General features: G+C 43.4%; 19 protein-coding genes. 11 read left to right on the top strand and 8 right to left on the bottom strand.

From position 1 onward, the window contains the following. The first annotated feature begins 50 nt into the window (after nucleotides 1-50). Complete coding sequence (locus KS2013_RS02550; protein ID WP_068989279.1) at nucleotides 51-2,003, top strand: S9 family peptidase; 1,953 nt, start codon at nucleotides 51-53, stop codon at nucleotides 2,001-2,003. A 173-nt stretch (nucleotides 2,004-2,176) separates the two neighbouring features. Then, nucleotides 2,177-2,653 (top strand): Hsp20 family protein, encoded by a 477-nt coding sequence (locus KS2013_RS02555; protein WP_068989282.1) that lies wholly within the window; start codon nucleotides 2,177-2,179, stop codon nucleotides 2,651-2,653. Nucleotides 2,654-2,712: 59 nt separating this feature from the next. On the opposite strand, the gene KS2013_RS02560 is transcribed toward KS2013_RS02555, so the two are convergent. Further along, entirely contained in the window at nucleotides 2,713-3,945 is a 1,233-nt protein-coding gene (locus tag KS2013_RS02560) for a Zn-dependent hydrolase (RefSeq protein WP_068994337.1), read from the bottom strand. Nucleotides 3,946-4,056: 111 nt separating this feature from the next. On the opposite strand from KS2013_RS02560, the gene KS2013_RS02565 reads away from it, so the two are divergent. The 5 genes from KS2013_RS02565 (at nucleotide 4,057) to KS2013_RS02585 (ending at nucleotide 9,967) form a co-directional block, all read left to right on the top strand. Then, nucleotides 4,057-4,587: a hypothetical protein gene (locus KS2013_RS02565; protein ID WP_068989287.1), complete on the top strand. Its 531-nt coding sequence runs from the start codon at nucleotides 4,057-4,059 to the stop codon at nucleotides 4,585-4,587. 2 nt (nucleotides 4,588-4,589) lie between these two features. After that, a complete protein-coding gene (locus tag KS2013_RS02570) occupies nucleotides 4,590-6,014 on the top strand; it encodes a sodium:solute symporter family protein (protein WP_068989289.1) in 1,425 nt (474 codons plus the stop codon). A gap of 115 nt (nucleotides 6,015-6,129) precedes the next feature. Continuing rightward, a complete protein-coding gene (locus tag KS2013_RS02575) occupies nucleotides 6,130-7,200 on the top strand; it encodes an aspartate/ornithine carbamoyltransferase family protein (RefSeq protein ID WP_068989293.1) in 1,071 nt (356 codons plus the stop codon). 55 nt (nucleotides 7,201-7,255) lie between these two features. After that, nucleotides 7,256-9,268 (top strand): asparagine synthase (glutamine-hydrolyzing), encoded by a 2,013-nt coding sequence (asnB, locus tag KS2013_RS02580; protein ID WP_068989297.1) that lies wholly within the window; start codon nucleotides 7,256-7,258, stop codon nucleotides 9,266-9,268. 225 nt (nucleotides 9,269-9,493) lie between these two features. Then, nucleotides 9,494-9,967 (top strand): Rrf2 family transcriptional regulator, encoded by a 474-nt coding sequence (locus KS2013_RS02585; RefSeq protein WP_068989300.1) that lies wholly within the window; start codon nucleotides 9,494-9,496, stop codon nucleotides 9,965-9,967. Between the two features lie 41 nt (nucleotides 9,968-10,008). On the opposite strand, the gene KS2013_RS02590 is transcribed toward KS2013_RS02585, so the two are convergent. The 4 genes from KS2013_RS02590 to KS2013_RS02605 are packed head-to-tail and all read right to left on the bottom strand — an operon-like array spanning nucleotide 10,009 to nucleotide 14,326. Beyond that, nucleotides 10,009-11,103 carry a HupE/UreJ family protein gene (locus KS2013_RS02590; RefSeq protein ID WP_068989305.1) on the bottom strand — a complete coding sequence of 365 codons (1,095 nt, stop codon included), beginning with the start codon at nucleotides 11,101-11,103 and terminating at the stop codon, nucleotides 10,009-10,011. A 9-nt stretch (nucleotides 11,104-11,112) separates the two neighbouring features. Then, complete coding sequence (locus KS2013_RS02595) at nucleotides 11,113-12,222, bottom strand: hypothetical protein (RefSeq protein WP_068989314.1); 1,110 nt, start codon at nucleotides 12,220-12,222, stop codon at nucleotides 11,113-11,115. Then, nucleotides 12,209-12,718, bottom strand: a complete 510-nt coding sequence (locus tag KS2013_RS02600; protein ID WP_068989317.1) for a cadherin-like domain-containing protein — start codon at nucleotides 12,716-12,718, stop codon at nucleotides 12,209-12,211. The genes KS2013_RS02595 and KS2013_RS02600 overlap by 14 nt, the downstream gene beginning before the upstream one ends. A 12-nt stretch (nucleotides 12,719-12,730) precedes the next feature. After that, on the bottom strand, nucleotides 12,731-14,326 hold the full coding sequence (locus tag KS2013_RS02605; RefSeq protein ID WP_068989321.1) for a DUF4331 domain-containing protein: 1,596 nt from the start codon (nucleotides 14,324-14,326) through the stop codon (nucleotides 12,731-12,733). Nucleotides 14,327-14,691: 365 nt separating this feature from the next. Here KS2013_RS02605 and KS2013_RS02610 point away from each other — a divergent pair, with 365 nt between their 5' ends. Then, entirely contained in the window at nucleotides 14,692-15,372 is a 681-nt protein-coding gene (locus KS2013_RS02610; RefSeq protein ID WP_228703709.1) for a 2OG-Fe(II) oxygenase, read from the top strand. A gap of 66 nt (nucleotides 15,373-15,438) precedes the next feature. Here the strand turns inward: KS2013_RS02610 and KS2013_RS02615 are convergent, their stop codons facing one another. Genes KS2013_RS02615 through KS2013_RS02625 form a run of 3 tightly spaced genes read right to left on the bottom strand, consistent with a single transcriptional unit; the run spans nucleotide 15,439 to nucleotide 19,516 of the window. Then, a complete protein-coding gene (locus tag KS2013_RS02615) occupies nucleotides 15,439-17,721 on the bottom strand; it encodes a nitric-oxide reductase large subunit (RefSeq protein WP_068989323.1) in 2,283 nt (760 codons plus the stop codon). Between the two features lie 2 nt (nucleotides 17,722-17,723). Beyond that, nucleotides 17,724-18,398 (bottom strand): iron-sulfur cluster repair protein YtfE, encoded by a 675-nt coding sequence (ytfE, locus tag KS2013_RS02620; protein WP_068989326.1) that lies wholly within the window; start codon nucleotides 18,396-18,398, stop codon nucleotides 17,724-17,726. After that, the gene (locus KS2013_RS02625; protein ID WP_068989327.1) at nucleotides 18,395-19,516 is read right to left on the bottom strand and encodes an NnrS family protein; all 1,122 of its coding nucleotides are present in this window, start codon (nucleotides 19,514-19,516) and stop codon (nucleotides 18,395-18,397) included. The genes ytfE and KS2013_RS02625 overlap by 4 nt, the downstream gene beginning before the upstream one ends. A gap of 231 nt (nucleotides 19,517-19,747) precedes the next feature. Between KS2013_RS02625 and KS2013_RS02630 the strand changes: the two genes are divergently transcribed. The 3 genes from KS2013_RS02630 (at nucleotide 19,748) to nirK (ending at nucleotide 22,217) form a co-directional block, all read left to right on the top strand. After that, nucleotides 19,748-20,113: a YbaN family protein gene (locus KS2013_RS02630; protein WP_068989331.1), complete on the top strand. Its 366-nt coding sequence runs from the start codon at nucleotides 19,748-19,750 to the stop codon at nucleotides 20,111-20,113. Nucleotides 20,114-20,127: 14 nt separating this feature from the next. Then, on the top strand, nucleotides 20,128-20,565 hold the full coding sequence (locus KS2013_RS02635) for an Rrf2 family transcriptional regulator (protein WP_068989335.1): 438 nt from the start codon (nucleotides 20,128-20,130) through the stop codon (nucleotides 20,563-20,565). Nucleotides 20,566-20,816: 251 nt separating this feature from the next. Next, on the top strand, nucleotides 20,817-22,217 hold the full coding sequence (gene nirK, locus KS2013_RS02640) for a copper-containing nitrite reductase (RefSeq protein ID WP_068989338.1): 1,401 nt from the start codon (nucleotides 20,817-20,819) through the stop codon (nucleotides 22,215-22,217). The last annotated feature ends 9 nt before the right edge of the window (nucleotides 22,218-22,226 follow it).

The raw sequence follows: 22,226 nt of genomic DNA on the forward strand, positions 1-22,226 counted from the left end.
CTGTCATTATCAGAATTACGTACAACTTATTAGAAATAAAGGACTTTAGGATGAAAAAGATCGTTTTTATTCTTGGCTTGCTATTGTTTTCAGGGCTACAAGCTGAACAAATTCCAATTGAAGATTTTGCAAAAAAATCACAATTTAAAGATGTCCGAATCTCTCCCGATGGTAAGCATGTGGCATTCACTTATGAGGATGATAACCAGGTAAAATTAGCTATCATGGATCTGGAAAATAAGGATATTAAATTTTCTTTTGGCGCTGGCGATGGCCGTGAGATTATTCAGTTTTTCTGGCCAAATAATGACCGTGTCGTGATGTTGCAGCGAAAAATCACAGGCTGGCTGGACGGTGCAAGACAGTATCCAAGGCTCGTTGCAGGTAATATTGATGGTACCGAGCGTGATTTGTTGTGGGACTTTCAGCGCTCTAGTCTCAGAATCGTATCCGATCTGGAGTCTGACCCTGAGAAGATCCTGGTGGGAAAGTATCATTTTACGGAAGGTGATGTAAAACTGCATCGCATGGATATCTACAAGGGTGAGCTGTACTACGAGCAGGACTCGCCACGTCCGGTGGGTGAAAATGGTTTAATTCGCTCCATTAACGTTGATCTTGACGATGTTCCTCGGTTTGCCGTTGAGTTGGATTTGATGGACGAAGACGATGCAACTGATGATATTCAGCGCCTTCACATTAAAAACAAAAAAGGCGAATGGGAATCCATCATACTGCCAAAGAAGCGTGAAGATTTCCCGTCACCATCAGCCATAGGCTTTAATGAAGCTGGCGACAGATTCTATTTCACCTCTAACCATGACCTGGACCATGACGGAACAGAGGGTTTATTTGTTTTAGACACAGAAACAAAAAAAATTGAATTACTTTTCAGACATGATGATGTCGATATACTGGGTGGAATTTACGGTTCTGAAGGTGAGGTTATTGGTGCTTATTACGAACCAGGTTACCCAAGTTATTACTACTTAGACAACCCGGATGTAGCCAAAGAAGTTAGCTTTCATAAACGTTTACGCGCTAGTTTCAAGGGCTCAAAGCTGAGAATGAGTAACTACAGCGATGATGGAAGGCTAAGTATTGTTAATGTATCAAGTGATAAAAACCCGGGTGATTTTTATTTGTTTAATCGAGAAACAAATAAGGCTAGGTATATCGCTAGCTCAATGCCACACATCGATCCTAAGAAAATGGCACAGGTAGAGCCATTTGCAATGAATGCTCGAGATGGCCTAAAGATGTATGGACAGATGACCATTCCCAATGGCAAGGAATTAAAAGATCTACCAATGGTAGTTTTCCCTCATGGTGGGCCTTATGGAGTTGCGGATTCTTGGCGTTTTGACTGGAGGGCACAGCTTTTAGCCAATCGCGGTTATCTGGTACTACAGTTAAACTACCGTGGATCTGGAGGTTATGGTGATGACTTCCGAGAAGCCGGCAATGGTGAGTGGGGCACGAAGATGCAGGACGATCTTGCTGATGCGACCTTATGGGCTATCAATCAAGGTTTTGCCGATAAGAACAGAGTTTGTATGCATGGTATTAGTTATGGTGGTTATGCCTCTATGAATGCTGCTGTAAGGCATCCAGACCTTTACCAATGCGTTATTCCTGAAGCCGGACTTTATGATGCTGAGCTACAGTGGGATAAAGCAGATTCGTTCCGTAACGCCAGCGAAGAGTATAAAAATAGTTTCCTTACTATGTCTTTTGGCTCCGCTGACCAGGAGACTCTAGAAGAGCGCTCTCCTGCTTTCCATGCTGAAAAAGTAAAGGCTCCGGTATTCTTGATTCACGGTGAAGACGATGTTCGGGTGCCGATTGAGAATGCTTATGTTATGGAAGAAGCCTTGAAAAAAGCAGGCAAAGAGGTTCAAACTTATTATAGAGAAGATGGACATGGCTTCCAGAAAGTGGAGTACAGAATTGAATCGTTTGAGTTGATTTTTGACTTCCTGGAAGAGCATATTGGTAAGTAAGCAGATTACCACTTAAAACTAAGCCACCTCAGGGTGGCTTTTTTTATGCTGAAAATAATCCCTTGAAAAAAAATTGTCAGTACCTATATCTGTATTGAGCGTTAAGTCTCTGAGAGATTAACGCCATGTATAAAAAACTTTAACTATATTGCTTCTATTGGAGGATATACATTATGAACAGAATAGATCTATCACCCTTGTACCGCAGCAGTGTCGGTTTTGATCGTTTAGCATCTTTGTTGGACAGTACTCTTCGAGGTGAGCAACAAAGCTCAGGCGGTTACCCACCTTACGATATTGAAATTTTAGATGAAAACCAATATGCCATTACTATTGCTGTGGCGGGTTTTGAACAGAACGAATTAGACATACAGACTGAGAAAGGCGTGCTAACGGTTCGTGGTCGTAAAGCAGACAGTGATCAGGAGCGTAATTTCCTACATCAGGGAATTGCTTATCGTGCCTTTGAACGTAAATTCAATTTAGCTGATTATGTCGAAGTGACAGAAGCGAATATGAGTAATGGATTGTTAACCATTAATCTGGTTAAAGAAATTCCAGAAGCTATGAAACCGAAAAAAATTGCTATCGGTTCTAGTGAGGCAACAACCATTGAGCATCAGTCTGAAAAAAGTGAACAGGCCGCTTAACTGCCAGATTCATAAAATTTTTCTTATAGATAGAATAGGGGCTTTACGCCCCTATTTTTTTAGTTATTGGCAATCCGCATCATTGTATTGAATAGAAGCTGTACTCCCTTTTCGATGTCTTGCCAATGTGACCATTCATCTGGTGCGTGACTGACACCACCGACACTGGGGATAAATATTAAACCGGTAGGCGTGAGGTCAGTGAAAAATTGAATATCGTGACCAGCACCACTTGGCATTCTCATATAAGAGTAATCAAGTTTTTTTACTTCATCTTCGATCAGGTCAACAATATTAGGATTGAAGTATTTTGGCTCAAGCCAGCTCATTTGTTCATATTCAAAGTAGAGCTTATGTTTACGGGCAATAGAGGATAGAACTTTACGGCAACTGTTCGCCAGCTGATGCATAACATCTTCCTGCATGTCTCTACCGACAATGGTAAAGTGAGCCTCTCCGGGAATGGTATGTGCATACCCAGGCTTGAGATCAACTCGGCCGATAGTCAGGCGACTTTTATCAGTCCCTTCTTCATCAATAATACGACTGATTTCGTGAGCGAAGTCTGCTAGTCCCATGAATGCATCGCTGCGCATATCCATTGGTGCGGTACCTGCGTGGTCGGCCTTACCCTTGAGTTTTACCAGCCACTTAAATACACCTGAAATCCCATCCACTACGCCAATACATTTGTGTTCATTTTCAAGTACAGGTCCTTGCTCAATGTGGAGCTCTAGAAAGGCTTTCATCGAGCTTGGGTCGCGGCGTGCCTTAAGCGCGGCATGAACGTCAAGTCCACATTTTTGTAACGCGTCCTTTAGATATTCACCTTTAGGATCGCGGGCTTTTTCAAGCCAGTCGAGAGTAAGATGACCGCTTAGAGCTTGCGCACCTAGCATGCCCCCAAAACGTCCCTCTTCTTCACTGGTTCCAATGACCTCAATGGGGCAGTCAATTTCAAGATTATTTTCCTGGATAACTCGAATACACTCTAGCCCTGCAATGACTCCAAGTGTTCCATCAAACATGCCTCCGGCAGGGACGGAGTCCAAGTGAGAGGCGATGATGATTGCTGGCTTATCAGGTTCGCCAAGACGACCACAGACATTGCCAGCACCATCCATATGAGTAGTGAGGCCATTGCTTTTGAATTGCTCCATTACCCACTGCCTGGCCTCCATGTCTATTTCTGTTAATCCCTGGCGGTAAATGCCCTTATCTTTTTCGTTAAAACCAAACTTGGATAGCTCGTATAAATCATTTTCGATTCGGTCAATATTAATTGAAGTAATAGTGACATCCTTAATTAAGTGAGTCGTGCTCAAATTATAACCACTTATTTGCTTTGAATTCAAAGCTTTGCTAAGGTGGATTGCCTTTGAAAAAGACAGTGAACATAGGTTATGACCAAAATCATAGTGACGGTCTTCCTGTTCCTGCTGGTGTTTAGTGGCGGGGCGTTAGGCAACGACCAATGTGGTGCAAATGACTGCCCGTTGACGCTAGAATTAAAAGAAGGCAAGGATGCGATCATAAAAGCAGGTCATTTTAATTTAATCTGGCCTGTAAAAGAAAACTCTTCAGAGGAAAACACGGTTGATGAAACTGTAGTTGCAGACGCGCTTATCGATGATGAGACACATCCCGCAACCAAAATTCTTATTGCTTCCGATCAAAATTTTTCTCAAATCACCCATTCTATTCCCATACATGCTACCAAGCGAATGGTCAGTCTGACTGGTTTTACTGATGGTGTTTATTTCGCCCGTTTAGTCGATGAGGACAACCAACCTGTCAGTAATTTCGTCAAGATTACAGTAGAGCATCATTCGATGCAGCGAGTGATGATCATATTTGCTTCTGGCGCTATTCTTTTCGGTCTCCTTATTGCCTATATGGTAGCTAAAGTTTTTCGACATAAAGAAGAAGGTTAGTTATGGAATATAACCCGATATCGATCAGTACTGCCCTGATATTGTTAGTGATCTTTGGCGTTGTCTGGATATTTTTTGGGTGGTGGCTTGGTAAAAAGAATAAATCATTAGATGACTTTATGCTGGCGGGTCGTAATGTTGGCCTCGCATTTGCAGGTGCAACTGCTATGGCTACCTGGATAACCAGTAACACTACTTTGGTAGCGCCCCAGCTAACCTATGAGCTTGGTGTATGGGGTATGGTTGGTTATTCACTGGCCGCATTAGGGTTAATTTTATTTGCACCTATGGCGCAAAGAATTAAAGAGTTAATGCCAAAAGGATACACCTGCGGCGACTTTATTCGAGTGCGTTATGGCAAGCCTGCCTGGATTGCATTTTTAGTGGTATCGTTCTGCTATGCGATGGGCTGGTTAGTCAGTTTGGGCATGGCAGGTGGTGTTTTGCTCGATACCTTGAGTGGACTTAACTATAAAGTTGGTATGACCGTTATTCTTGTCATCTGTGTCACCTACACTTTGCTTGGAGGCTTAAGAGCTGTAATTGCTACCGACTATGTACAAACCATTATTATCATCGTTGGTGTTTTAATTATTGGTTTTGTCTGCTATCAATCAGTTGGGCTGGAAGAAGTATATGAGTTTAATAAAGAAAAACATCCCGAGCTTTTGAGTTTATTGTTTCCCGCAGCAATGATGTTTTTATTTAATAATATCTTCTTTGGTATTGGGGAAATCTTCCACTCCAATGTCTGGTGGTCACGAGCACTGGCATTCAGGCCTGGTATCGGTAAAAAAGCTTACCTGCTTTCAGGCTTTCTTTGGTTACCAATTCCTATCGTAACAGGGTTTGTTGCGTTGGCAGCTCCGGCGCTTGGTTTATACCCCGATTCCAGTGACATGGTGGGGCCAATGGTTGCTGCCAATCTGCTTGGTGATATCGGCGCCATATTTGTATTTATTGTTGTTTTTTCTGCTCTGGCATCAAGTCTGGATTCACTATTAGCAGCAACCAGTGATCTGGTTACTCGCGATATCTATAACGGTTTAATTGATAAACAGGCGAGCAAAGAAAAACTTCATAAAATTAGTAAGCTGGTCATACTGGGACTGGGTGTGGTTACATGGGTTATCTGTTTACCTAAAGTAACTACCTTAGGTGCTTTATTGAATTTCACTGGTGCGTTTGTGGCCAGCACTATTTGGCCTATTGTATTGGGCCTCTATCAGCGTCGTATGTCAGGTCATTTTGTGACGGCAGCCCTGATTCTGGGAACCACTTGCGGATTAATTGGTTATCACGTGATAGGTTTTTATGTAGCGGCATTATTTAGCTGCATAACATCTTTCATCATCTGCATGATTGGTTTAGTCGTTAAAGATGATAAATTTGATTGGCAGCGACTGAAAAATATGGAGAAACAGTAATGATAATTTCTCTAGACGTTTTAGATACATTAGTCCTGGTGGCAATGGGTGTAACCTGTTTGTCACCTATCATTTTAATCATCTTGTTAATAAGGGATTGGTTGAAGGAAGAATTATGGTGAACCAAATGGTTGATGAGAATATGAAGTTTTCTCGAGTTAAGCCAGATGTATTTGGCGATGCGCATCCTAAAGCTCTACTCAAGCGTATACAAGAAGACGGCGATAAGCTGCAAATACTATCTAATCAACATATCGTAGCGGCAGATCAGTTCGACGCTGAAACGCTGCTGCAACTTTTTAGATTAGCGAGCAAATATGAAAGTAACCCGAGCCGCTATAGTAATCCGTTGAAAGGGAAAATATTAATCAGTGCTTTTTACGAGCCTAGCACACGTACCCGACTATCATTTGAAAGCGCATGGCACCGTTTAGGTGGTGACATTATGTCAATTACTGACCGCGCTACTACAGGTATTGCCAAGGGCGAGTCTTTAGCTGATATTGGTGAAATGTTCAATAACTACGGCGACTGCGTGGTTCTGCGTGAGTCTAACGAAGAGTCTGTCACTGAAATGACGTCGACTCTGAGAATACCAATTATTAATGCCGGTAACGGTACACGTGAACACCCGACTCAGGCAATGGCTGACCTGTATACCATTTTTAAGTGGAAGCCAGAGCTATTAGAAGGCAATGGCGAAAAAATACGAGTTGGTGTTATCGGTGTTCCTAGCTTTATGCGCACCGTGCGTAGTTTATTAAAGCTTTTTGCTTTATTCCCGGATATGTTTGAAGAAGTCGTATTGATCCATGATGCCGAGGATAAAGATATGTTTACTCCTGGTCAGCGGGAGAAGCTTGAGGCTAAGGGTTTAAAGTTGACGACCAGCAGAAAACTGGATGACATATTACCAACTTTGGACGTTGTTTATATCAATGCTATTGCCTGGGTTGGTGACTCTTATGAAGAGCATGGCACTCGTTTTAAGTTAGATAAAAACTCGCCACTTAAGAAAGACGCCATTATTTTGCATCCTCTTGCACGCGGCGACGAGTTATCGACCGAACTTGATGAGACACCTCATAACTGGTATTTCTCACAAGCGAGAGGAGCGGTATTTTTGCGTATGGCTCTGCTAACCTGCATGGTTGAGCGAACTGAACGCGTACTGGATGTGATCTAGAGTAATAAAAGATCCCCTTTTTACGAAATAATATTATCTCAAGGAGATTAAGTGTATGTGCGGAATCGCCGGTGTTATACACAGTGATAAAAACCGAACAATCGATCCACAAACCTTAGTAAATATGGCTGCGATTCAGTCTCATCGTGGCCCTGATAATTTTGGATATTACAGCCCCGAAGGTGCTGGTGTAGGCTTAAGTCATGCGCGACTGACTATCATAGACCTGGATGAAGAGAGAGGGCGGCAGCCACATGTGAGCGATAGTGGTCGTTACATGATGGTGCATAACGGTGAGTTTTACGATTTTCAAAGGATCCGTGCTTCCATGACTGCACAGGGAGCAAGATTCCAGAGTAAGAGTGATTCAGAGTTGGTGCTGCAGATGTATCCACATTACGGCATTGAAAAAACCGTCGAGGAGCTTCGTGGCGAATTTGCTTTTTCGATCTATGATCGCGAAGAAGAAACGATGTATTTGGTTCGGGACCGTTTCGGTATTAAACCTCTGTACTGGACAGAAACAGAGCATGGAGTAGTTTTTGGATCTGAACTTAAAGTTCTTTTCGCGCATCCAGATGTTAAACGAGAAATCGATTCTGAAGGCTTGTATCACCAGCTGATTCAAGTGATGGTGCCTGGTTCGACAGCATTTAAAGGTGTTAATCAGGTCCCTCCGGGCCACTGGATTAAAATTCAGCGTAAGGATGGCAAGCTAAAGATTGAGCAGCATAAGTATTGGGATATCAACTTTCCACAAGCTGAGGAGCATCTTAAGGTTAAAGAGGAGCAAGAGTATATCGAAGGTGTGAGGGAGCAGTTATTAGAAGCCGTTCACTTACGTCTAAACGCAGACGTTCCTGTAGGTGCATACTTATCCGGAGGAATTGATTCCTGTTCCATTCTTGGTCTTTCCGCGGCAGTGCGTCAGGATCCTGTTAAGGCTTTCACCATTGGCTTTGATGATGCTGATTATGATGAGACCCCTATTGCACGAGAAATGGCTGAAATGACGGGTGCTGATCAGATTGTTTTGCCATTGTCTGCCGAGCATCTATACGATCATTTTGAGCGAACTATCTGGCACACCGAACGCACAATTTATAACACGCTGGGTGTTGCCAAATTACTGATGAGCCAGAAGGTTCGTGAGCAAGGATACAAGGTTGTTCTAACAGGTGAGGGCAGTGATGAACTTTTTGCTGGTTACCCGGCTTTCCGAAAAGATATGTTTCTTTATGGCCTATCTGATTTACCGGACAATCTTAAAAGCGAACTTCAGGATACTCTAGCAGAGTCTAACGCTTTATTTAAAGGTGCGATGCTGCCGCGTGAGGAGTTCCATTCAGAAGCCATTGATAAAAAAGTTGGTTTTACTCCTACTTGTATACAGAGTTGGATGGGATGCGATCATTTTGCTCGTAACCTGATGAATAAAGACCGTCTATCTAATATTAAAGATTACGATCCGGGTACTGCCATGGCTGAGCAGTTTGATGAAAGTCAGCTAGAGGGAAGACATCCGCTGGATAAAGCACAGTATGTTTGGATAAAAACTATGCTAGAAGGACAGATCTTAACCTGGGGTGGTGATCGTGTGGATATGGCAAACTCAATGGAAGCTCGTCCACCATTTCTCGATCATCATCTTGCAGATTATGCGGTTAATATTCCGCCACAAATGCGAATTAAGGGTCCGGTTGAGAAGTATGTACTGAAAGAGGCAATGAAAGGGTTGCTGCCAGAGACTTTATACAAGAGGCAGAAATTTGCTTTCATGGCACCCCCAGCACACACAGACAAGCAAAAGTGGAATGCTCTGATGGAGCTGATGGAAGAATTTGCCAATGAAGAAAAAATTAAAGAAGCCGGTCTTATCGACTATGGTGCACTTCAGGATATGATTCAAAGCCATGATGACCCCAGTGTCCCTCGAGACCATAAGGTTCAAATGGATGCTATTTTAAATCATGTTCTTGGGGTTCAGTTACTCTATCACCACTTTGTCAAACAGGATATCCCGAAAAAAGCCGCCGCAAAAGCACACGAGCTTGGCTGGGTAGCCTGACTCTCATGGTCATCACACGAGTGGTGACCACCGTCATTTATAACCAAAGTATGCAAATCCAAGTCAGAAAAGACTTGGATTTGTTGTATTCTTCATAATTGTTATATCTATAACTACTATTATATGGGACATTCGTTATACTAGTGTCTAAAAGATAAACAGTTCCGGGGGGAGGGCACAGGTTTTTGGCCAGCGCACTAAAAACTTCAGTGTCGAAAGTACGTTATGCACATAACAAGATATACCGATTATTCACTCAGAGTTTTAATCTATCTATCATTAAATAAAGGTAAGCGAACAACCATAAAAGATATTGCCGACAGCTATGACATATCGAAGAACCACCTGATGAAAGTGGTGCATAACCTCAATAAGATTGGTTATATAGACACCCTTCGAGGTAAAAAAGGGGGGATGAGCTTGAGTGTAGCACCCGAGGATATCAATATTGGCCGTCTGGTTATGGAGTTGGAGCCAGACTTTAGTTTGGTTGAGTGTTTCACTTCAAAAGGAAATTGTGCCATTACTCCTGTGTGTGAGCTGAAATCAATTTTAGCATCAGCTCTGAGTGCGTTTTTACAGAGACTAAACCAATATACTTTGGCAGACGTAGTTGCCAAAGGGCAGGAAGAAAAAGCATTAAGCATACTCGGTATAGATGACGTTAAGTCGGCAATACCTTTTAAAAATGTTGGCTAGAAACTTTCAGTGGGGATTTAGTGGCTGAGTTGGTTCTGGCACTAAATCCGCTGCCAAATCCAGAATATCCCCAGTAAAAAAATTATACTACTGCTGAGCAGCAAGAAGTATTTATACAAACGCTGGTTCTGTGATATGAGCAAGAGCATCGGTACTGCGATTAATAGTATGGCTATCTGTCCAATCTCAACTCCAAGATTAAATCCTACTATGCTGGTAACTTGATGAGACTTGCTCAGGCCAAGGCTACTGAGTGCCCCGGCAAACCCAAGTCCATGGAGTAGACCAAATCCCATTGTCATTAAAATGATACGCTTTATCCAGTTCGTGAAGACATTTAGTGCCGCGAAGGCGACGGAAAAAGCAATACCTACTTCAGCCCACTTAGGTGATATATCAATTAAGCCCAACGCTGTTAAAGTTAAAGTTATTGAATGTGCAAGAGTAAAACCCGTGATTAACCAGAGTAATGGTTTTAACTTTAGCCTTCTTACAGGCTTTTGTTGCTTTGTATTTTGTTCATAAGACCACTTGAAATGAAAGAGTAGGATTAATAAGAATAGTACGTGGTCTAAACCAATCCATATGTGAATCATCCCTTGGTAAAGATAGAAAAGAAAGGTTTCCCAGCCTGAATTAGTACCAGCATCGACGTTCCATACAAAATCTGGGCTATCGATAACTGTTTGTGTTTGTCCATTTTTTAATAACCAGTTAATCAGCAGTTTATGGCTGTTCGTTGTATCAAATAGCGCTTGGTATTGAAGTGAAAAGTGCCCGTTACACTGGGTTGTCAGTGGCTGTCTTAGTAATAGTTCTCCGTATGAATCCACAAGTGAGACATTATCTGCCCATTCAATACGGCAGGGTTCTGACTGTGTCCGTAGATGAATATGATTGGTAAGATAGCCTACTAGCTTTTGGTGAGATTGTTTTACTTCTCCCCAGGTGAGCTTTCCGTCTTGGTCAGGGTCTAGCCTTAGTGTTTGTTGTAGGTCATTTAAGGACAGCTCTATAAAACCTCTGTGATGCTCTGAAGAGATTTGCTCCATGGTTAAGTTTGCCGTACTGAATTGGTGAGCGGCAGCGTTCAGATTCATGAACAGTAGGATAGCGGTGAAAAAAATGTAGCGCATCAGGGCTCCTTAATCATAGTTTAATGCTTTAGCTTGACGCAGCAGAGCCCTATCACCTGGCTCTTTAACTTGTTCCCAATTGATAGTGGCCCATTTCATTGCAAGATCTGGAGCTCGAACGACATGGATATAATAGTAGGCTATATCGGCAGCATGTAATCGATCATTTCGATGCTGGCGGAGCTTAACTCGCTGTTGAGCTAAGTTACGGTATGTATAGTCAGAGGATTTCATAGCTTTTTCTGCACGTGCGAGTCTTACTATAAATCCGTCTTCAAGGCTGGAGTTATCTGAAGTGGAGTCCGCAATAGTCTTCAAAGCGGAGTATACCTGTTGCGGCCGACTGTTTTTCATTACCATATCTGCCCACTGGTACCATTGACTGGATGGGGCATTAAGTAGATCGTAGGCGAAAGCTTCTTCGGCACCAATATAGTCCTCTTGTATTAAAAAATACGTGGCAAGTATTTGGAAATAGTATCGGCTGAGGGAGCTTGAGCTTGTTTCAGAGTTATAACGTCTCTTCAAGAGCCTGAGTGGTTGAGTTAACCCTGGGGCCTCTTGATAGATCTTAACCTCAATTGAGCAAAGCTCACCTGCTTGAATATGAATTGGTATGAGTGATCTGCAAGACGTTTCTGCAGATCCATAGTTGCCTTGAATAAGGTATAAGCGAGCCTTTATTAGTAGGGACTGAGCATAATATCGGCTATTAATTTTAATGTTATTTAGATGTTCGATGGCTTTCCTAAAATTATGTGACTGCTGTTCAATATTGGCCTGAACTAAAGTCAACTGAGACTGCTGTTCAGTAGAAAGCTTATACTTTTTGCTGGTTACTTCCCGCTCAATGTTTTTTGCTACATTAAGGTAATGGCTATTGCCGGGAAGTTGTGACAACTCGATTAGGCTAGACATCTTATCGAGCAGTTCCTGAATATTTTGAGAGTCGCTGTAAGATTGTTTCTCTAATATATTTTTTCCTGACTGATCGGGTTTATATTGAAGTATTACCTGGTCTTCGTTTTCAGGAATCCATTGCTTAGAAAAGCATAAAGGAGATACCAGCAGCAAAAAAATCACTGCCGGTATCTGTGTGTTTTTTTTATTGTTCACCATCTTGAACCAAATCCTGGTAAGTATCGGTCGTTGTGACATCAAAAATAAACTCACGACCGTTAACTCCTGAGGGCTCATCACCACTCGACTTGGAGTAAGAAGTGCGACTGTAAGAGCTAAATACCTCCTGTTTGACGTTAACAGTAATATCAACTTCTGTTACCGCACTGCTCAGGGAACCATCACTGGCAACGAAAGTGAAAATGTCGCTACCAGTAAACTCTTTTGCAGGAGTGTAAGTAAAACTGCCATCGGCACTGAGCTGTACAGTTCCGGATTGTGGTTCTGCAAAGATACTAAAGGTTAAAGAATCCCCATCAGGGTCATTGGCTTGTAACTGGTCCATCACCTCTGTGTCAGTTTCTGTAGTAACTGTTAGCTTAGTAGCCACCGGTGCCTGATTCATTTCTGGTTCCGTATAATCGTTATCACTACACGCTGCCAGAATGAGTAGGCATATTAATGGTGTAAGCTTCGTAGCATGTACAATTTTCATTTCATACTCCTATTAGTTTGGTGAACCGGCAACGGGAGTTTTTAAGTAAGGGAAAAACTCATCTAGGTCTGTAGCGGATAATGGTGCACCGTCAGTGAAGGGAGCGTTACCAACGTTTGCATCAGCAGGTTCACAATAGCCAAGATTTGTTGGAGTGCCGTTGACTGGGAATTCGTAGCATAGACGACCCATTACGACTCGTAGTGCAATATCAACAACATCGTCACCAGGTCGTCTACCATTAGGGAAGCCAGCCAAGTCATCGCCGACAACACCATATGGTGATTGCTGTGAGGCGGGTACTGCAGGAATGCCTGTGTTAAGGCGAAGCATTTCCGATGGTGTTACTGTTGCCTGTTGATTGACGCCAGGGAAGCCTGTTAGGAATGCTGCGATTAGATCCGTACGCGGGAAGTTTGTTGGGGCAATAGTCTCAAAGTTAGTTCCCAGGGTGTTGTTCACCGCATCTCTGAATAAAATATTAAGTAACTCAGGGAAACTTGGGTGCGTTACATAATCCGCGAACTGACCGTCATCGGCAGGGGCGGCTGTTGAGAACCTGTCTTTGTCAGGTAGTCCTATAACCACTTCGTTGACCAAGGGGTTGCTGAGTCGTGAAATTTGTACTTTTGCTCCGCCGTTAACTTCTGGTTTTTCAAATGTTGCGTTTGGGTTCTGAATTCGAGCTTGTGGTACGTAAGCTGTTGTCCAGGCTCCAATCACTCCATTACCATCACCAACGATGCAGCTGGCTGGTAGCTCCAAAGCAAAAGTTGTGACATTTTTATTACGTAAGTCATCATTTGCTTTGTCCTGAGTAATACCGCCTGGGAAACCTCCGCCATCGCCAGCACCCGGCGAACTATCACCTTCTACCGGTACGTAATTTACTAAGTCAAAGCTCTCACCCAGATTAACAGCGAAGGGATCTGAACGCTGACCTACGAATACCTTACCTTCGGTGGAGCATCCCGGAACACTGATGTTATAAATATATTGATTGGCATAATCCTGGTATGCAGTTGAAGAACCAAAGGTTTTGTCACCAATATAGTCCCATGGCTTAGTGAAATTAGTTTCTCCACCTGAGCCTGTTATTGCTGAGGTTGTACCTGAACGAACGGGACCTTCAACAAGGTTAAGGGTGTATTGCTCCGTAAAGTTTAAAGCTGAGCTATCACCGGCAGAAATGCCCCCGGCGTTCTTTAATGGAATAGCGATTTGTTTCTTATCGCCATCAGGACCGACTGCGAGCTCAATCCCTGCACCTCCGGCGGCGAGGTTGTTATCGAATTTAAATTGAAAGGTAAGGTCTTCTACTGCGTCGCCATCACTGTCAATGTGAATATTGTAGTCTGCAGCAGGATCTAAAGCGAAGTAGTTCGGTCCACCGTAAGCATCTTGAAGTGGAACATAGTTAGCGATCATTGTAACATAACCTGAACGCCCTGTTTCGTAGCTGTTAAAAACATAGAAGTCGGTGGAATCCAAAGTTGGGTAACGTGTAATGTTGGGTGCTTCACGGTGACTAGAAGCCTCTGCCTCCTGAGAAATATAAGACGCTGTCATGCACAGGCAGACAGCGCTCATTGCGATATGCTTCTTCATTGTTAATACCTCTTTTTCTGTGGGGTATTTTTGTTGCGTCACGAACGAAATTTGTGTGTGAATTCGTGCGTAACATTGATACCCCGTCTTATTTAACACGTTGAGATAACTCAAATTAACGTGCCTCAAATCCACACTATGAATGATTATGTGAAAGTTATGTAAAGAAAACGGGGTGTGTTCTTACAAATATGTATAAATGGGGGGTATTCCTGGATAGGTATAGGGGAATACGACTAGACGTTGAGCTGGTGGTCACTGTTCTGCAAAGGTGAGAAAGTAAACTCTTAATAATGCTTGCCTCTAAAGCATTTTAAGCATATAAATAGCACAATTCTTACTCTATTGCTTTGAGGCCCCCTCTATTGAGCAGTAACGTCATACATGTATTTCAGCATCAGGATATTATCGAGGTCGATAGCAAGACCTTGTTTGATAAAATTACTGATGATATTGGTCGTCAGGGTTACAGCATCAACCCCAATGCCTTGCCTCCTGAGCTGTCTGAAGCTTTATACCGTCAGCTACATCAAATGTCTTATTCAGAGTTCGACTCGGCTGGAATAGGCCGGCAGTCTGATCATATGGTAAATAATTTTGTCCGTACTGATGAAATTTGTTGGATTGATGGTTTGTCGAAAGCGGGGCAGGAGTGGTTAGCCTGGACCGGTGAACTGAGGGTTCACCTTAACTCAAGGTTATTTCTAGGGCTGTTTTCTTTCGAGAGCCATTTTGCACATTATGCGCCTGGAGACTTTTATAAGCGTCATTACGATGCTTTTAAGGGAGAGTCAAACCGAGTTTTATCGCTGGTAATTTACCTTAATCCTGAGTGGCAACCCGAAGACTCAGGAGAGCTAGTGCTGTATCGCAATGAACACGATAGCGAAGGTATTAAAGTTACACCAACATTTGGTACCTTAGTGGCGTTTCTGAGTGAGGACTTTCCACATGAAGTCTTACCTGCGAGCAGAGACCGTTTTTCGATTGCAGGCTGGTATCGCATCAATACCAGTCAGGGACACAAAGTTGATCCACCTCGGTAGGTAGAGATAAAAAAAGAGGTGCCTGCAAGGCACCTCAAAGTATCAGGAGAATGTCTCTTATTATTATTACATTGTTTCTTCTGCAGGAACCGGCTGAGTCACTGGCTCTCGACTGGTCTTATTAAGTAGTCCTTTTATAACCTGCCATGTTATCGCAAGCGCTCCTACGATAAAGACTACGTCACCAAGTGTTCTAATCCAGCGAAGTGTGAATAGGATGTCACTTTGCATGACTGCCTCACTTCTCGCATACCAGAATCCCTCACTCGCACTGGCATAAAACTGAATTAACCCTACGGGGAGCAAACTTGTCAGTAACATCAAAACGAGTCCGATATTGAGCCACCAGAAACCAGTTTTCATCAGTTTTTCATCAAACACCATGTGAGGACGGATGTAACGTAAAATCAGCAGTACGAAACCTATGGCAAGGAAACCATAGACCCCGAACAGAGCTGCGTGTGCGTGAGTCGGAGTCATGTTTAGGCCCTGTACATAGTAAAGTGAGATGGGTGGGTTGATCATGAATCCGAGTACTCCTGCGCCAAACATATTCCAGAAAGCCACAGCAACAAAGCACATTAATGGCCAGCGGACTTTATCCATCCAGGCCGCACGACTTTTTAGACGATAATGTTCCCAGGCTTCATATCCAAGCACGATAAGCGGTACAACTTCTAAGGCACTGAAAGTCGCACCGATTGCCATGACTGGGGTAGTGGTTCCGGCAAAATACAGATGATGGAAAGTGCCTGGTACACCGCCTAACAGGAACAGTGATGCTGAGGCCAGACTTGCTGCGGTAGCCGTCGACCGGCTAACTAATCCCATACTGTGGAAAATGAAGGCTAGTGATACTGTTGCGAATACTTCAAAGAATCCTTCAACCCACAGGTGAACAATCCACCAGCGCCAATACTCCATGATCGAGATATGTGTTCTTTCGCCGTAGAAGAAGCCAGCACCATAGAAAAGGCCAATAGCTACAACAGAAGCTGTTAATAAAACCAGTAGGTTTTTATCACCCTTCTGTTTGAGTGCCGGTCTAATGCCTCGCATCATCAAAAACAACCAGAATACAACGCCAAGGAATTTACCCCACTGCCATAAACGGCCGAGGTCTACGTACTCATATCCCTGGTGACCTAGCCAGAAATTCAGTTCAGGAGGCATAATCTGTGCGATGGCTAAATAACTGCCAATGAAAGTACCAGCAACTACCGCAACTAAAGCCCAGAATAAAACATTAACCCCAAGCTTTTGATACTTAGGATCTTTTCCTCCATTAATAATGGGTACTAAGAATAGTCCCGCGGCTAAGAATCCGGTAGCAATCCAGAACATGGCCGCTTGTATATGCCATGTTCTGACCAGGGAGTAAGGGAACCACTTAGACGTTTCCAGTCCATAAAAACCCTGACCTTCTACTGTGTAATGTGCAGTAAATCCACCGAGAAAAACCTGTAGGGTAAATAGTGCCACAACAACGAACAGGTATTTGCCCAGGGCTTTTTGAGAAGGAGTCAGTTTAAAAGTCGTAATCGGGTCCTGTGCAGGAGGCTCCGGCTCCCGGTCTTCCTCTTTCCTCATGAAAGCCCAGCCCCAGACAAGCCCGCCAACACCAGCAATAAGGAGGATGACACTAATAACTGACCAGACAACGTTTTCTGAAGTCGGTTTGTTATCAATTAAAGGCTCATGTGGCCAATTATTGGTATAAGTGGAATCGCTTCCGGGTCTGTTTGTTGACGCTGCCCAGGCCGTCCAGAAAAAGAATTGCCCAAGAACCTTGCGACGCTCTGCATCAGGCAGAGTGTTTTCTTTCATGGCATAGTTATCACGTCTTTTTTGTAATTCAGGAGCGTCACTGAACAGACGGCTATAGTAGGTAGCTACTTGCTCTATCGCCTTCGCACGTCTTTCAGAAACTGTCATTGTGCCAGTCTCTTTATTGAAAGAGTTGGTGCGATACTCTTTCTTAAGACGGTATTGCAATGTTTGTTGCTGCTCACCATCCAGTTCACTGTATGGTGCACCAAAGTTGTCATGTGCAGCTAGATCCAGCCAGGCGAGTAATTCGCGATGTAGCCAGTCAGCTGTCCAGTCCGGAGCCTGATAAGCACCATGCCCCCAAACTGAACCAAGCTGCATACCACCGACAGATTGCCAGGCGGTTTGACCGTCTAGAATGGAGTCTTGTGTCATAAGCTCCTGTCCCCCTGTGGTGATGACCTTTTCAGGGATCGGGGGCGCTTGTCTATATACTTCATTACCAAAATAGCCAAGAATAGCGAAAGTTACCGCTAATATAGCTATCAGGGTAAACCAGAGTTTGCGATATTTACCCATGATTATGCTCCTCTCAGGTAGTTATCAATACGTTCAAATAAAATGTTATTTTCTGTGTGAATATGATTGGTTAAGTCTTGTTGAAATATCTTCAGGTTGTCATAAAGCGAACGCCAGCTGTTGCAGGCATCGCCGGGTAGTTGAAAATTATTGGTTAATAGCGTTAGTCGACGTAATGAACCACTATGATCATCATGCTCCATACGCATAACAGCGACGGGGCTATTAGCCATGTGCGCCATGCCTTGTCGAATAATGGGAAACAGGATTTGCTCCTCTTTAAGCATGTGAGCTTCCATCTCCTGAGACATCTTGTGCAGATGTTGTGTTAATCCTTGGGGGCAGTCGGGGTGATCCTTGTGAACCGACTCAACCCGATCGGCCAGTTGCAAAAGTTCGGGGATTTGTTGCCGATGAACCACATGATAGCGCTCTAGAATGTGGTCGATTAACTGCTCATCGGATAGGTTCCTAAGTTCATGTTCAGATGGTGGGCGTGCTTCTAGTTTTTGCAAAGCCTCCAGAATGTTATCAGGACTCAGTCCCATCTCTTCAATAGAAGAACCTAATGTTGACTTTCCTGAGCAGCTGTAATCAATACCATGCTCAAAAAATAGATCATTAGCTCCAGGAATGTCACGGGCAATTTGCCCAAGGGGTAGAGTTAATAAGTTCATGTCGCTTGTCTCCAAGACGAAATAGTAAAAGGACCCAATGAGTTTTTAAGAAGGAAAACTCCCAGGCACAGAAATGCTATCGCCCAACATAAAGCTGAGATAGAAAGTAACGGTAAGGAGTAGCCTCCCACTGTTGCCAGTACTCGCATTGAGGCTGCTATACAGATTAAGCTGATAATGCCAAGTACCATAATGGCGGAAGCGGTCTGAGCAGTCTCACGCTTGTATTGACTTTTAAGGATGACGCCTGCAGATAAACAGCCGGCAGCAGCGACTGTCACAATATGAAGTATGGTTTTAATCGGTAGGTTAAACCAAAATGCAACGCCTAATGCTAGGGTGCCAAGTGCTAGAGAGAAGTACCCCATGCCAAGGGCCATCAAATCGGGGCGATTAAGGCAATGCCAGAGTTGCCACCGAGTGAGCCGAATCAATAAAATACTGGCTGCTAACAATGTTACTACTCCTGCTACTTTATCGGTGCTAGGGACTGATATGCTGAGGGCACCAACAGGTAAAAGCAGGAGTAGCAAACCTTCTAAACGAGCTTGAACGGGAGCTTGAAGTCGTTTGCCCTGTTTTTGTAATTCACCAGCTGCGGCTGGGGCTATAATCCGGCCACCAAAAAATGCCATCAACAGAATAAATAGAAGCAATATTGCCGACAGTAGCTGCCGGTGACTTAAATCGATATAGCCCCAGAACTGCAGGTACCAGAGAAGCGGAAAAATACAGATTACTAGCAACAATGGGCTGATCATCTTGTTGCGCCATTTCTTAGCAGCGAAAAAACGGGGTACAATTTTCCATGCCAGTACCAGAGCAAATATGGGGCTCAGCCACTGGGATACGGGGTGAGTCGGGACAATTATGTAGGTAATCCGAGCGAGTAGCCACAGTATAAACAGGCACCACATTGAGAAGCGGGCGAGTTTTCCTAAGTTATAACCCGCCACCAGAGCTAATAGGAAACCAAAGAGAAGTTCGTGGCCATGACCAGAGCCAACCAGCCCCATAGGCCAACCTGTGTTAAGTGCCACAGCTGACAACACAACAGCCAAAGCACCGTAAAAGCAGGCTGCTGGGAAGAAAACTACTTGTGCGCTAACTGTTTTCATGTTGCTTCTCTTTTGAAGGTGTATCTAAAATGCATGTTTATGGGTAAATTAATAAGCACTTTGTCTAGAATGCTCTTACGCTGTTAAACCAGTCTTTGCCTAGATAATAATCGGCAGGGTGTATTTATCTTTGATCTAGATCAAAATTACATTGAGGTGATAGAAATAAAGTATCATTGTAAATGCATGTTATTTAAATCTGTGTAGAGGACGAGCTTGAGGCGCAAGTGAATGTTTGTATCGAGTCGGTTAATTTATAAAGTCGTTGCTTTGACTGCTGTCGGTGCAGGCTTTGCCGGGGTTATATTGCCACTATTGCCTACTACACCTTTCCTGCTCATCGCCCTATGGGCTGCTACTAAGGGATCCCCTGAGTTAAAGGGGTGGCTCATGGATCACCGTCATTTTGGCCCTGCCTTGAAGGCGTGGCATGAGCGAAAGGCGATACCCGTGTCCGCGAAATACCTGGCATGCAGTATGATGACAATCAGCTGGCTAGCCCTGTGGTTTATGGGAGCAAACACATACCTAATTGTGGGCTTATCAGTGCTCTTTGCATGCATAGTTGTATTTATTTTAAGCCGGCCCTCAATGTAACTAAGGAATTGAAAATGAACATTACTCGATATACTGACTACTCTTTGCGTGTCTTAATGTTCTTAGCATTACAAGAGGGGCGGCTGACTACCATTCATGAGATATCTGACCGTTATAAAATATCCTCTAATCATTTGATGAAAGTTGTACATAATCTTAATAAAAAAGGTTATATCGAAACTATTCGAGGTAAAAATGGTGGGATTCGTATGAAGCTAAAGGCTTCTGAAATCAATATTGGTGTACTGGTAAGGGAGATGGAGCCCGATCTTGCCTTAGTTGAATGCTTTTCGGATAAGAACCAGTGCATAATTACTCCAGTCTGCGGACTTAAAGGGGTCTTAAGTGAGGCCTTAAATTCCTTTCTAACAACGCTGGATAAGTACACCCTGGAAGATGTTCTTCCTGATCAGTACCGAGCGCAATTAGCCAGAATCCTGCAAATCACATAAGCCTAATAGCTTACATTTATTTTGTTTACATCTTCTAATAAAACTCCTACCTACTTCACAGGTTAGGTTTTTATCCTATTTTCAGTCATTTAAGGTGACTATTGCTGAATAAGGTCTTGTCTAAACATGCTGAAAAGAAAGAAGATGTAATTATTTTGCATATTTAAACCGGTACATGATCTAGATCATACTCACGTTCTCATTTTGGTCTGATACTTACTTACAGTGAATAACCATCTGGAGAAATGATTATGTGGGGAAAGAAACTTTTAGTGACTTTAGCAATAGCCACTGCTGCCTCTGTCGGGGCGGCAAAAACACTACCTGTCGAAGATGCCATTTTAACATCACCGCCTAATGTACCACCGGCGATTGAACGTGACCATAATGCACGTGTCGTTGTTCATTTAGAGACCGTTGAAAAAGTTGGAACTATGGCGGATGGCGTAGAGTATGTCTACTGGTCTTTCGGTGGAACCGTTCCGGGTAGTTTTATACGAGTGAAGGAGGGCGATGAAATTGAGTTCCACCTATCTAACCATCCCTCTTCAAAAATGCCTCATAATATCGATTTACACGCCGTAACAGGTCCTGGCGGTGGTGCAGTCTCTTCATTTACTGCCCCTGGACATACTTCAACTTTTGCCTTCAAAGCTTTAAACCCGGGTCTATATGTTTATCACTGTGCAACTGCACCGGTGGGTATGCATATTGCTAACGGTATGTATGGATTAATTCTGGTCGAGCCAAAAGAAGGTTTACCAAAGGTTGACCGGGAATACTATGTAATGCAGGGAGACTTCTATACTAAAGGCAAGTATGGTGAAGCTGGTTTACAGCCATTTGATATGGAAAAAGCGATTGATGAAGATGCTGATTACGTTGTATTCAACGGCTCAGTAGGCAGTTTGACTGGTGACAATGCTTTGACTGCGAAAGTCGGTGAGACTGTTAGATTGTATGTAGGTAATGGTGGCCCGAACCTGGTTTCATCATTCCACGTCATTGGTGAGATTTTCGACACTGTGTATATTGAAGGTGGTGATGCCAAAAACCATAATATTCAGACTACGCTAGTCCCTGCTGGTGGCTCTGCTATTGTTGATTTTGAGGTTCAGGTTCCAGGTAATCTCATTCTTGTTGATCACTCTATTTTCCGTGCGTTCAATAAAGGTGCTCTAGGCATGATTAATGTGACAGGCGAGGAAGATAAAGTCGTGTATTCAGGCAAGTTGAGCGATGCAATTTATCAACCTGAGGGTTCTGCAGTTCAAACCATGGAAGGCGACTACAAAGTTGCAAAAGCAGAAAATAAAGAAGATAAAGTGAAATTTGGTAAGCGTGTCTATGATGCTAACTGCAAAGCATGTCACCAGGCCAATGGTGAAGGGGTGCCACAGGCATTTCCTCCTCTAGCTGAATCTGATTACTTCAATGAAGACCCTGTACGCGGTATCGAGGCGATTGTCCATGGATTGGAAGGACCTATTAAAGTTAACGGCGAAAGCTTTAACAGTGTGATGCCAGCGATGAAGCTTGATGACGATGAAATAGCTAACGTTCTAACTTATATCCTTAATTCTTGGGGAAATAAGGGGGGAGAAGTGACTGTTGAGGACGTACAGAAAGTTCGTCAGCAAAAAGGTCATTAAGAGTACGTA

Source organism: Kangiella sediminilitoris (assembly GCF_001708405.1).
Taxonomy (GTDB): Bacteria; Pseudomonadota; Gammaproteobacteria; order Enterobacterales; family Kangiellaceae; genus Kangiella; species Kangiella sediminilitoris.